14 protein-coding genes are annotated in these 11,904 nt (G+C 73.0%); 11 read left to right on the plus strand and 3 right to left on the minus strand.

Annotation, left to right across the window (positions count from 1 at the left end; all coding sequences use genetic code 11):
- Window positions 1-11: 11 nt before the first annotated feature.
- The 6 genes from IE316_RS13015 (at window position 12) to IE316_RS13040 (ending at window position 5,854) form a co-directional block, all read left to right on the plus strand.
- The gene (locus IE316_RS13015; protein ID WP_190204423.1) at window positions 12-794 is read left to right on the plus strand and encodes an ABC transporter ATP-binding protein; all 783 of its coding nucleotides are present in this window, start codon (window positions 12-14) and stop codon (window positions 792-794) included.
- Complete coding sequence (locus IE316_RS13020) at window positions 791-1,591, plus strand: ABC transporter ATP-binding protein (protein ID WP_190204424.1); 801 nt, start codon at window positions 791-793, stop codon at window positions 1,589-1,591. The genes IE316_RS13015 and IE316_RS13020 overlap by 4 nt, the downstream gene beginning before the upstream one ends.
- Window positions 1,588-2,484, plus strand: a complete 897-nt coding sequence (locus IE316_RS13025; protein ID WP_190204425.1) for a branched-chain amino acid ABC transporter permease — start codon at window positions 1,588-1,590, stop codon at window positions 2,482-2,484. The genes IE316_RS13020 and IE316_RS13025 overlap by 4 nt, the downstream gene beginning before the upstream one ends.
- Window positions 2,477-3,601, plus strand: a complete 1,125-nt coding sequence (locus tag IE316_RS13030) for a branched-chain amino acid ABC transporter permease (protein ID WP_190204426.1) — start codon at window positions 2,477-2,479, stop codon at window positions 3,599-3,601. The genes IE316_RS13025 and IE316_RS13030 overlap by 8 nt, the downstream gene beginning before the upstream one ends.
- Entirely contained in the window at window positions 3,598-4,875 is a 1,278-nt protein-coding gene (locus tag IE316_RS13035; RefSeq protein WP_190204427.1) for an ABC transporter substrate-binding protein, read from the plus strand. Before IE316_RS13030 ends, IE316_RS13035 begins: the two co-directional genes overlap by 4 nt.
- Before the next feature lie 157 nt (window positions 4,876-5,032).
- Window positions 5,033-5,854: an SAM-dependent methyltransferase gene (locus IE316_RS13040; protein WP_190204428.1), complete on the plus strand. Its 822-nt coding sequence runs from the start codon at window positions 5,033-5,035 to the stop codon at window positions 5,852-5,854.
- Window positions 5,855-5,929: 75 nt separating this feature from the next.
- Here the strand turns inward: IE316_RS13040 and IE316_RS13045 are convergent, their stop codons facing one another.
- Together IE316_RS13045 and IE316_RS13050 are read right to left on the minus strand one after the other, a co-directional pair.
- The gene (locus tag IE316_RS13045) at window positions 5,930-6,853 is read right to left on the minus strand and encodes a helix-turn-helix domain-containing protein (RefSeq protein WP_190204429.1); all 924 of its coding nucleotides are present in this window, start codon (window positions 6,851-6,853) and stop codon (window positions 5,930-5,932) included.
- Window positions 6,854-7,002: 149 nt separating this feature from the next.
- Complete coding sequence (locus IE316_RS13050; protein ID WP_190204430.1) at window positions 7,003-7,230, minus strand: DUF397 domain-containing protein; 228 nt, start codon at window positions 7,228-7,230, stop codon at window positions 7,003-7,005.
- A gap of 258 nt (window positions 7,231-7,488) precedes the next feature.
- Between IE316_RS13050 and IE316_RS13055 the strand changes: the two genes are divergently transcribed.
- The gene (locus tag IE316_RS13055; protein WP_190204431.1) at window positions 7,489-8,025 is read left to right on the plus strand and encodes a hypothetical protein; all 537 of its coding nucleotides are present in this window, start codon (window positions 7,489-7,491) and stop codon (window positions 8,023-8,025) included.
- A gap of 148 nt (window positions 8,026-8,173) precedes the next feature.
- Entirely contained in the window at window positions 8,174-9,943 is a 1,770-nt protein-coding gene (locus tag IE316_RS13060) for an ABC transporter ATP-binding protein (protein WP_190204432.1), read from the plus strand.
- A 40-nt stretch (window positions 9,944-9,983) separates the two neighbouring features.
- Here IE316_RS13060 and IE316_RS13065 read toward each other — a convergent pair whose 3' ends face one another.
- Window positions 9,984-10,328, minus strand: coding sequence for a hypothetical protein (locus IE316_RS13065; protein ID WP_190204433.1), 345 nt, complete (start codon window positions 10,326-10,328; stop codon window positions 9,984-9,986).
- A gap of 223 nt (window positions 10,329-10,551) precedes the next feature.
- On the opposite strand from IE316_RS13065, the gene IE316_RS13070 reads away from it, so the two are divergent.
- From IE316_RS13070 to IE316_RS13080, 3 genes are all read left to right on the plus strand, one after another.
- Complete coding sequence (locus IE316_RS13070; protein WP_190204434.1) at window positions 10,552-10,812, plus strand: DUF5133 domain-containing protein; 261 nt, start codon at window positions 10,552-10,554, stop codon at window positions 10,810-10,812.
- A gap of 328 nt (window positions 10,813-11,140) precedes the next feature.
- Window positions 11,141-11,590, plus strand: a complete 450-nt coding sequence (locus tag IE316_RS13075) for a hypothetical protein (RefSeq protein WP_190204435.1) — start codon at window positions 11,141-11,143, stop codon at window positions 11,588-11,590.
- Window positions 11,591-11,697: 107 nt separating this feature from the next.
- Window positions 11,698-11,901: a hypothetical protein gene (locus IE316_RS13080; RefSeq protein ID WP_190204436.1), complete on the plus strand. Its 204-nt coding sequence runs from the start codon at window positions 11,698-11,700 to the stop codon at window positions 11,899-11,901.
- Window positions 11,902-11,904 lie beyond the last annotated feature (3 nt).

Consider the following 11,904-nt stretch of genomic DNA (forward strand, 5'->3'; position numbering starts at 1 on the left):
AAGGAGCCGCGATGCCCGAAGCACCACCGGACGAGGCGCCCGCGCTGCACGTCGAGGAGATCGACGTGACGTACGGCCGCGCCCTGTCCGCCCTCCGTTCCGTGTCGCTGACCGTCCCGCACGGCGGTGTCGTCGCCCTGCTCGGCGCCAACGGCGCGGGCAAGACGACCCTGCTGCGGGCCGTCTCCGGCACGCTGCGCCTGCACCGCGGCGCCGTCACCGCGGGCCGGATCCGCTACGGCGGCACCGTCCTCGACGGCCGGGACCCGGTCGCGGCCGTCCGCGCCGGGGTCGTCCAGGTGCCCGAGGGCAGGCGGGTGTTCGCCGGGCTCACCGTCGACGAGAACCTGCGCACCGGGGGACTGGGGCTCTCCCGGCGCGCCCCCGCCCAGGTCCGCGAGGCCCGGGAGCGGGTGCTCACCCTCTTCCCGCGGCTCGCCGAACGCCACCGCCAGGCGGCCGGGCTGCTCTCCGGCGGCGAACAGCAGATGCTCGCCATCGGCCGCGCTCTGATGGCTTCCCCGCGCCTGCTCCTGCTGGACGAGCCCTCCCTCGGACTGGCCCCCCTGATGGTCGAGCGGATCGCCGAGGTGGTCCGCGAGATCAACGCCCAGGGCACCGCCGTCCTCCTGGTCGAGCAGAACGCCGGCATGGCCCTGTCGCTCGCCGACCACGCCCACGTCCTGGAGGTCGGCGAGGTCAGGCTCTCCGGCCCGGCCGCCGAACTCGCCCGCACCGACGCCGTACGCCGCCTCTACCTCGGTGAGACCGCCGACGGTCAGGGGGCCGCGTGACCGCCCGCACCGCCGCGCCGCCGCCGCTGGAGGTCCGGGAGGTGACCGTGCGGTTCGCCGGCCTCACCGCGCTGGACGAGGTGTCCTTCACCGTCGCCCCGCGCACCGTGCACGCCGTCATCGGCCCCAACGGCGCGGGCAAGTCCACCTGCTTCAACGTCCTGTCGGGCCTGTACCGGCCGGTCTCCGGCACCGTACGGCTCGGCGAGCGGGAGCTGACCCGGCTCGCCCCGCACCGGATCGCCGCCCTCGGCGTGGCCCGTACCTTCCAGAACATCGTCACCACCCAGGGCACGGTCGCCGACAACCTGATGCTCGGCCGGCACGCGCTGTCCCGCGCCGGGTTCGCCGCCAGCGCCCTGAGGCTGCCCCGGGCCGTGCGCGAACAGCGCGAGCACCTCGCCAGGGCCCGCGAGATCGCCGAACTCACCGGCCTGGGCGCCCTGTTCGACACCCCGGTCGCCCTGCTCTCGTACGGCGACCGCAAGCGGGTGGAGCTCGCCCGCGCCCTCTGTCTGGAGCCCCGTGTGCTGCTGCTCGACGAGCCCGTGGCCGGCATGAACGCCGGCGAACGGGTCCGCATGGCCGAGGTGGTCGGCGAGGTGCGCGCCGAACTCGGCCTCTCCGTCGTCCTCGTGGAACACGACATGGGCCTGGTGATGCGGCTGGCCGACGAGGTCACCGTCCTCGACTTCGGCCGCCGGATCGCGCACGGCACCCCCGACCAGGTCCGCCGCGACCCCGAGGTGCTGCGCGCCTACCTGGGCACCGGGGCCGGCGGGGAGGACGCGGCATGACCGGCCTGATCGACAGCCTCTTCAACGGCCTGGCCCTCGGCTCGGTCTACGCCCTGATCGCGCTCGGCTTCGTCACCATCTTCAAGGCGTCCGGCGTGCTCAGCTTCGCCCACGGCTCGCTGCTGCTGCTCGGCGGCTACCTGATCGCCGTCCTCCACGACGAGCTGGGCTTCGCCGGGGCGCTGGCCCTCGCGGTCCTCGTCACCGCGGCCGTCGCCGGGCTGGTGGACCGGGTGGTCCTGCAGCGGATCGGCGCCGACCCACACGCCGCCCACGTGGCCACCATCGCCACCATCGGCATCGACATCGTCCTCGTCACCGACCTCGCCCGGCGCATCGGCGGCGACCTGCTCACCCTCGGCGACCCGTGGGGCGACGCGGTCACCGACCTGGGGCCGGCGACCGTCGCCGACAGCCGGATCGCCGCGATCACCGTCTCCGCGCTGGCCATCGGCGGCGCCTTCGCCCTGTTCCGGTTCACGCCCTGGGGCCTGTCCCTGCGCGCCGCCGCCGAGGACGCCGAGGCCGCCGCCCTGATGGGCGTACGGCTGACCCGGGTACGGATGCTCGCCTGGTGCCTGGCGGGCGCGCTGGCCGCGCTGGCCGCGGTCTTCCTCGCCGCGTTCCCCGCCCCCGGCCTGGAGCGCACCACCGGGCAGATCGCCCTCAAGGCGTTCCCCGCCGCCATCCTCGGCGGCATGGCCTCGCCCGTCGGCGCCCTGGTCGGCTCGATGGTGATCGGCCTCACCGAGGCGTTCACCGCCGGCTACCAGAGCGATCTGCACGTCCTCGGCGAGGGCTTCGGCGACGTCGCCCCGTACGCCGTGATGGTCCTCGTCCTCCTGGTCCGCCCCGCCGGACTCTTCGCGGCGAAGGGAGCGGCCCGTGTCTGACCTCCTGCGGCGCGGCAGGCTGCTGATCCCCGTCCTGCTGCTGTGCGCGCTCCCCTTCTACCTGGACGCCTTCTGGCTGCGCATCGGCCTGTTCTCGATGGCCGCCGCCATCGGCGCCGTCGGCCTCGGCCTGCTCAGCGGCACCGCCGGCCAGCTCTCCCTGGGCCATGCCTTCTTCCTCGCCGTCGGCGCCTACGGCTACGTCTGGCTGGCGGGCGACGACGGGCCGGGACTGCCGCCCGCGGTGGCCCTGGTCCTCGCGGTGCTGCTCGCCGGGGCGGCCGGCGGGCTGTTCAGCCCCGTGGCCGGCCGGGTCAAGGGCATCTACCTGGGCGTGGCCACCCTCGCCCTGGTCTTCCTCGGCCACCACGTGCTGCTCACCGCCGACTCCGTCACCGGCGGCTTCAACGGCAGCTCGGTACCGCCCCTGGAGGTGGGCGGCTTCGCCTTCGACCAGGGCGACGGCCTCGCCGTCCTGGGCGTGCCGTTCGGCGCCGAGGAACGCCTGTGGTACCTGGGCCTGGCCCTGTTCGCGCTCACCTGGTTCACCGCCCGCGGCCTGCTGCGCGGACGCCCGGGACGCGCCCTGGTCGCCCTGCGCGACAGCGAGACCGCCGCCGCCGTGATGGGCGTGCACGTGGCCCGGTACCGCTCGGCCGCGTTCGTCGTCTCCTCGATGTACGCGGGACTGGCCGGCGTGCTGCTCGCCCTCGCCTTCCGGCGCGTGGTGCCCGACTACTTCTCCCTCGCGCTGTCCGTCGACTACCTCGCCATGATCGTCATCGGCGGGCTCGGCTCGGTCGCCGGAGCCACCGCGGGCGCCGTCTTCGTCACCGCGCTGCCACTGCTGATGACCCGCTACGCCGACCAGTTGCCGCTGGTCGCGGCGCCCGGCAGCGGGGACGGCTCGCTCGGTCCGACCGAGGCCGCCCGCTATCTGTACGGCGCCGCGATCGTGGTGATCCTGCTGTTCGCGCCGGACGGACTGACCGGCCTGGCCCGCCGCGCCCGCGCCCGCCTCGCCCGCCGAAGGCGACCCGCCTCCGCCCCCTCCGACCCCGGGGCCGCGCCCCGGCCCCCCGCCACCGCCGTACGAGCCAAGGAGCACACCCCGTGAACGTCTCGCACCACAGGCCCCGCACCATCAAGATCGCCCTGGCCGCGGCCGTCGCCGCCGTGCTGCTCGCGGGCACGGCCTGCAGCTCCAAGGCCGACGGCGACGACGCGGACGGCGGCGCCGACGGCGTCAAGGCCGGACCTGGAGTCAGCGCCGGGACCATCAAGCTGGGCGCCCTCACCGACCTCACCGGCCCCTACGCCACCCTCGGCAAGTCCATCGTGCAGGCCCAGCAGATGTGGGCCGACGAGGTCAACGCCCAGGGCGGCATCTGCGACCGCAAGGTGCAGATCGTCGTCAAGGACCACGGCTACGACGTGCAGAAGGCCGTCACCGCCTACGCCGACATCTCCTCCGACGTGGTCGCCCTGCCGCAGGTCATCGGCTCGCCCGTGGTCTCCGCGCTGCTCGACGACATCCAGCGGGACACGATGCTGACCTTCCCGCAGGCGTGGGCCGCCTCCCTGCTCGGCAAGGACGCCGTGCAGGTCCTCGGCACCACCTACGACCTGGACATGATCGCCGCCGTCGACTTCCTCACCCGTACCAAGAAGGTCGCCGAGGGCGACACCATCGGGCACGTCTACTTCGAGGGCGACTACGGCGCCAACGCCCTGGAGGGCTCCCAGTGGGCCGCGAAGAAGGCGGGCCTGAAGGTCGCCGGGCAGAAGATCAAGGCCACCGACACCGATCTGTCCGCCCAGGTCTCGGCGCTGCGCAAGGCCGGGGTGAAGGCCGTGCTGATCAGCGCCGGCCCCGCCCAGACCGCCTCCCTGGCCGGCGTCGCGGCCTCCCGGGGCCTGACGGTGCCGATCGTCTCCAGCGCCCCGGGCTACGCCCCCCAGCTCATGAAGACCCCGGCGGCCAAGGCGCTGGAGGCCATGGTGCACGTGGTCAGCGCCGCTCCCGCGGTCAGCTCCGACCTGCCGGGGGTGAAGAAGATGGTCGCCTCCTACGGCAAGAAGTACCCCGGCTCCCCGGTCGACTCCGGTGTGCTCTCCGGGTACAACGCGGCCCAACTGCTGGGCGCCGACCTGAAGAAGGCGTGCGAGAGCGGCAGCCTCACCCGTGAGGCCGTCGTCAAGGCGCACCGCTCGCAGACGAACGCCGACACCGGCCTCGGCACGCCGCAGGACTTCAGCGACGTCTCCCGGCCCGCCAGCCGGTCCACCTACGTCCTCAAGCCCGACGCCAAGGCCGTGGGCGGCATCGTGAACGTCGAGGAAGCCCACGAGGCCCCGGGCATCGAGGAGTACCTGTCCTCCCGGGGCTGACGGGGTGACGGCCGGTCCGGTCCGCGCCGGGGAAGGCGGCCCGGACCGGCCGCGCGCGGCCCAACGGCCTTACCCGGAAAGCTGGTTCCGGCTGCCGCCCACTCCCTAGGATGTACTGTCACAAGCCGAACGCGCACCGTACGGAGCTGGGGGAAAGATGCAGGCCGACAAGCCGCTGTCCACGGAGATCAACGCCCAAGTGCCGACGGCGGCGCGCATGTACGACTACTACCTCGGCGGCAAGGACAACTACGCGGCCGACCGCGCCGCCGTCGAGGAACTCGACAAGGTCGTCCCCAGCACCCGCGCGCTCGCCCTGAACAACCGGCGCTTCCTGCAGCGGGTGGTGCGCACCCTCGCCCAGGAGTACGGCATCCGGCAGTTCCTGGACCACGGCTCCGGCCTGCCCACGCAGGACAACGTGCACCAGATAGCCCAGCGCGTCACCCCCGACGCCCGCGTGGTCTACGTCGACAACGACCCGATGGTGCTGGTGCACGGCCGGGCGCTGCTGGACCAGAACGACCGCACGGCGGTCATCCACGCGGACATGCGGGCCACCGACGAGATCTTCTCGCACCCCGAGACGCAGCGCCTGATCGACTTCTCCGAGCCGGTCGCCGTGCTGTTCAACTCGGTCTTCCACTGCATCCCGGACAGCGACACCGACGGCCCGCTCGCCGTGGTCCGCCGGGTCACCGAGCGCCTGGCGCCCGGGAGTTACGCGGTGATGTGCCAGTTGGTCAGCGAGGACCCCGAGGTCCGCGAGCGCGTCACCGCCTTCATGGACCAGGCCACCCAGGGGCACTGGGGGCGGGTGCGCGAGGAGAAGGACGTCGAGGCGTGGTTCGAGGGCATGGAGGTCCTCGAACCCGGTCTGGTGGAGGTCTCCACCTGGCGGCCCGACAGCGAGGTCGTGCCGCGGCAGCTCACCCAGGAGTGGATCGAGTTCGGCGGCGTGGGCCGCATCGTCCGCTGAACCCGGCCGGGGCCCCCGGTTCCGGAATCGGGAGCCCCCGGGTTCCGGCGCTGGAGCCGGGGGCCCGGGCCGCGCTCACTTCGCGGCGTAGCGCTCCTCGGCCGTGCGGCGCAGCAGCTCCACCGACTCGCGCGGGGTCAGCGCCTCGTCGGCCAGCCGGTCCAGCGCCACCCGGTACTCCTCGGTCTCGTCCCGGTCCTCCAGGAAGTTGGCGCTCTTGATGTGCTCCAGATAGACCACGTCGGGCAGGTCGGCACCGCCGAACCGCAGATAGGTGATCGGCATGTTCGGCGCCGAGGCGTTGGTGACGTCCAGCGGCACGACCTGCAGGGTGACGTTGGGCCGCTCGGCCATCTTCGTCAGGTGCCGGAGCTGCTCGCGCATGATGTCGGTGCTGCCCAGCACCCGCAGCAGTACCGATTCGTCGATGACCGCCCACAACTGGGGCGCCTCCGCCCGGGTCAGCAGCTCGGCCCGCCGCATCCGCAGTTCGACCCGCCGCTCCACCTCGGCGCCCGGCGCGTTGGGCAGGCCCCGCAGCACCACGGCGCGGGTGTAGTCCGGGGTCTGGAGCAGACCGGGGACGTACTGGATCTCGAAGGTGCGGATCGTCATGGCGGCCTCCTGGAGGCCGACCAGCCGGTCGAACCACTCGGGCATCAGCCGCTTGTCGTACCGCTGCCACCAGCCCGGCTCACCGGCCCGGCGCAGCAGCTTGAGCAGTACCTGCGCCTCGTAGTCGTCGGTGCCGTACAGATTCAGCAGGGCCCGGACGTCCGCCTCGGCCGGGGGCCTGCGGCCCTTGCCGGCCTCTATCCGGGAGAGCTTGGCGGCGCTGAACCCCAGTGCCCGCGCCGCCTGTTCCTGCGACATGCGGGCGTCCTCGCGGAACCCGGCCAACTGGACGCCGACCAGCATCTTCAGCAGCGTGGGGGCCGGCTCGCGCCGGTCCAGATACGGCTCCAGACGGGAGAGGCGATGCGACGACGCGGCGGACATCCTGACTCCCAGCAGACCGGCAGAGTTGAGAAAACAGAATAATGCATCCGACCGGTCCGCGCCGCATCAAGCGGGGGGAATCACGGCAGTTGGGCACGGAAGGGGATCCCCCCCCCCGTGCCCGCCGCGCCGTCGCCCGGGGTCCGGCCTCAGAGCAGGTGGTCGAACTCGCCGTCCTTCACCCCGGCGAGGAAGGCGGCCACCTCCGCGGGGGTGTAGACGAGCGCGGGGCCGTCCGGGTCGCGGGAGTTGCGCAGGGCTATGCCGCCGTCCACGGAGGCGACCTCGACGCAGTTGCCCTCGGCATTGCTGTGCCGGCTCTTGATCCAGCAGGCGTCCAGTGAACTCGCCTGCACTCCGTTCCGCACTGTTGGCACCGCTGTCTCCTTGCTGTTCGGGGGAGCTGACGGCGACTCGTCGGCCGTACGGGGGGTCGGCCGATTTTTCGTGCAATTCCTCGTGCAATTGCACGCGAGTGCTGTCAGGATGGATAATAGCCGGGGCGTCAACCCCCTTGGCGACGCCCATGCCTGACGTTCGATCAGGGAGACCCCGTGCCGTCACCCGCGCACCGACCGCTCCGGTCGCCCGCCCACCCCCTCTGACCCCGACTGCCCGCGGAAAGGCCCCACGCCATGCGCACCGCTCCGACACCGCAGTTGAGCACCGAGCGCACCGACCCCCACCCGCAGTTCACCCGCGGCACGCCGCTCACCGGGCTCGACGAGGTGCCCTGGGACGAGATCCAGGACGCCCGCGGCAGCGCCGCCGCCATCCCGGTCCTGCTCGACCGGATCGCCCGGGGCGACGCGGAGACCGCCCGGACCGCCCTCGGCGAACTGCGCCAGCGCGTCTGCCGGTACGGCTTCGTCGTCGAGCAGGCGACCGCCGCCACCGTCCCCTTCCTGTGGGAACTCGCCCAGCGGCCCGAGGTGAGCTGCCGCGCACGCATCATCGAGCTGCTGGGGAGCATCGCCGGCGCCCGGCAGTGGGAGAGCACCGCGGCCGTCTACCCCAAGCTGCTCAACCGCCGCGAGAACCCCGTGGTCTGGGAGCGCGCCGCCCGCCGGGCCGTCCGCGCCCGCCGGGAGGCGATCGAGCGGCTGATGGCCGAGGACGACACCGAGATCACCCGGGCCACCACCGAACTGGCCCGCAGGCTCGGCGAGTAGACCACACCCCGGGGGAAGCGGACCCGCGCCCTTCACGGGGGTGAGGGCGCGGGTCTCCCCGCGGACCCCCGCGGTTCATGCGTCACTCCTGGCCGAACGGGTAAGAAAGCGCTTGCCCCGACTCGGCAACACAGGAGGACCGCCGCCCATGGCGTCGTCGCTGGAGAGACCGCTCGACCACCGCTACCGCGGTGAGCACCCCATACGCACCCTCGTCTACCTGCTCCGCGCCGACCGGCACCGCCTGGCCGGCGCGGTCGTCGTCTTCACGGTGAAGCACAGCCCCGTCTGGCTGCTGCCGCTGATCACCGCGTCCATCATCGACACCGTCGTCCAGCACCGGCCGATCGCCCACCTGTGGACCAGCACCGGCGTCATCATGGTCATCCTGCTGGTCAACTACCCCCTGCACCTGCTCTACGTCCGGCTGCTGTACGGCAGCGTCCGCCGGATGGGCACCGCGCTGCGCTCCGCGCTCTGCACCCGGATGCAGCAGCTTTCCATCGGCTACCACTCCCGGGTCAGCGCCGGTGTGCTCCAAGCCAAGGTGGTCCGGGACGTGGAGACGGTCGAGCAGATGGTGCAGCAGACCGCGGAGACCGGGCTCGGCGCCCTGACCGTGCTCGCCGGCGGCCTGGTCATCATCGCCGTGCGCACCCCCGAGTTCCTGCCGGTCTTCCTCGTCGTCGTGCCCGCCGCCGCCCTGCTGGTGGCCCGGCTCCGGGCCCGGCTGCGCGCCCACAACGAGCACTTCCGCCACGAGGTCGAGGCCCTGTCCTCCCGGGTGACGGAGATGACCCGGCTGATCCCGGTCACCCGCGCCCACGGACTGGAGCGCAAGGCGCTGCGCCGCATGGACGGCACCCTGGACCGGCTGCTCACCTCCGCGCTCCGGCTGGACCTGGTCAACGGCCGGTTCGGCTCGCTGTCCTGGGTGGTGCTCAACGTGGTCGGGGTGTGCGTGCTCGCGGGCGCCGCGCTGGTCTCGTACTACGACGTGTGGGGCGTCACCGCCGGAGACGTCGTCATGCTCAGCGCCTTCCTGACCACCCTCACCAACTCCACGACGACGCTGGCGAGTCTGGCGCCGGTCATCACCAAGGGCCTGGAGTCCGTCCGCTCGGTCGGCGAGGTGCTCCAGGCGCCCGAACTGGAGGACAACGAGGGCAAGGCCGAACTGACCGCGCTGCGCGGCGCCGTCACCTTCGAGCACGTCGGCCACCGCTACGAGGGGGACGAGCGGGCGGCCGTCGAGGACTTCACGCTCGATGTCGCCCCCGGCGAGACCATCGCCCTGGTGGGCGCGTCCGGCGCCGGCAAGTCCACCGTGCTCAACCTGGTGATCGGCTTCCTGCGCCCCACCTCCGGGCGACTGCTGCTGGACGGCACCGACATGAGCACCCTCGACCTGCGCACCTACCGGCGGTTCGTGTCGGTGGTGCCGCAGGAGTCGATCCTCTTCGACGGCACCGTCCGGGAGAACGTCGCCTACGGGATGGACGACGCCGGCGAGGAGGCGGTGCGCGCGGCGCTGCGGGACGCCAACGCCCTGGAGTTCGTCGACCGCCTGCCGCAGGGCCTGGACACCCTGGTCGGGGAGCGCGGGGCCCGGCTCTCCGGCGGGCAGCGCCAGCGCCTGGCCATCGCCCGCGCGCTGATCCGGGACCCCCGGGTGCTGATCCTGGACGAGGCGACCTCGGCGCTGGACACCCGGTCCGAGGCGCTGGTCCAGCAGGCGCTCGCCAGGCTGCTGCGCGGCCGCACCACGTTCGTCGTGGCGCACCGGCTGTCCACCGTGCGGGGCGCGGACCGGATCGTGGTGATGGGCCAGGGCCGCATCCTGGAGACCGGCACCCACGAGGAACTCCTGGCCCGGGGCGGGGCGTACACCGCGCTGCACAGCGGTCAGGTCGCCTGAGCCCCCGCGCCCGGCGTGGGCCCCGCCGCCACGGGGCCCGTCAGGCCACGCTGTTGCGCCGCACCCGGCGGGCGCAGCCGGTGTCGTGGTCGGTGCCGCAACTGGTCCACCAGCGTTCGCAGCAGGCGGTGTCCAGGTGCGCGCGGACCTCCGCCTCGTCCGGCCGCCGCACCGGCGCCGTACGCCCGGCGCGGCGGCCGGCCGCGCGGCGCTCCTCGGCGAGCACCGTCTCCCGGACCACGGCGATCACCGGCACCAGGCTGGCGGCGCCGAACAGCGCTGCGGCCCACGGCGGCCCGAAGCGCAGCTCCAGGACCGCGGTCCAGGCCAGTTGGGTACTGGTGGCGAGGTAGAGGGCGCAGAGCAGACGACTGGATCGCGTCATCGGGAACACCGTTCGTCCGGAGGACCTTGCACGCTGCTCAACGGCCGGGGCGGCTCCGGGAAGCGGGGCGGATGATTCCTTTTCGGCCACACTCCTGTTCGTTCAGGCTGGTGATCGGTGAGTAAGCAAAGAAATCCGGTCAATTGAGGAAGCTGGTGTGCAAGGGGCGAATGTTTCGAGCGGGTCCGGGCAGGCGCAGGGAAAATCGAGAGAGGGGCGCTACGTGCTGGTACCGGACCCGAAGGTCGTCAGAAAGCTGCTGACGCGCTACGCGTCGCTGCGGATCGCTCAGGCTGAGCGGGAGACTCCGGCGAGGGCGCGTGAGCTGGCGGACGTCAGCTACACACTCTGCGTGATGATGGGCAAGACCGGCATCCAGGAAGCGGTGGCCGCGGCGGACGAGTTGCTCGCCGGGGCGCGCGCCGCCGGCGCCACGGCGACGGCCGGATCCGACGGCGAGAAGGACCTGTTCCTGGCCGTGTGAGGCCGCGGTCCCCGGCACGGTCCGCCGGGTGGCCGGCACCACGTCTGTCGTGCGGCGTGGTGCCGCCCACCCGGCGGACCGCTGGACGGGGCCCCTCGGCGGACCGCCTGGCGGACTCCCTCGGCGGCCCGTCTGGCCGGTCACCCTGCGGACCCCCTGGCCGATCACCCGGCCCGGCTGAGCGCATCGCCTGGCGGGGGGGGGGCGCGTCCCTGGCGATAATCCGTGGGAAGCTGTCGTTTTCGCCACTGGGCGATCTTGCGGGCGCTGCCTAGCGTGAGGTGCCGACGTTCACCGAGATCCACCGCGCACCCCGGAGCCCCGCACGATGACCAAGCTGTTGCTGTCCCTGCATGTCCTGGCCGCCATCGTCGCGGTGGGGCCGGTCACCGTCGCGGCGAGCATGTTCCCGCCGGCGGCCCGGCGGGCGGGCGCGGGGGAGCCGGGGACGGTACGGCTGCTGCACCGGATCTGCCGGGTGTACGCCGGTGCCGGGATCGCCGTGCCGCTGCTCGGGTTCGCCACCGCCTCCGCGATGGGCGTGCTGGGCGACGCCTGGCTGATCGCCTCGATCGTGCTGACCGCCGCCGCGGCCGGTGTGCTGGCCCTCGCCGTCCTGCCCCGCCAGGAGGAGCTGGTGGAGCGACTGGACGGCGGGGCGGTGGCCGAGCGGACCGCCACCGTGCGACTGGCCATGCTCACCGGGGTGTTCAACCTGCTGTGGGCCGCCGTCACGGTCCTGATGATCCTCCGCCCGGGCTCCACGACCGGAGCGTGAGACGAGCCGTCCCACCGGGGGGACGCGTACCCGGGGCGGACGGACGCCTAGACTGACCGGTCGCGCCTGAACCGCAGGGGCGGACCTCACGAAAGGCACGGTGACGGGTGTTCCAGGATTCCCCCATCTACGACCGGCTCATCGCCGAGCGCGGCGACGTCCCCGCGCTGGTGCGCGGCGAGGCCGAACGCCTGCGCAGGGAACTGGAGGTCGTCATGCGCCCCCTGCGTCCGTCCGGTGCCCGCCCCATGGCGCACGGCAACACCTGGCAGCGCACCGCCGCCATGCTGCCCGGCCCGCGCCCCGACTGACCG

This window comes from Streptomyces fumanus, assembly GCF_014655295.1.
GTDB classification, from domain to species: Bacteria; Actinomycetota; Actinomycetes; order Streptomycetales; family Streptomycetaceae; genus Streptomyces; species Streptomyces fumanus.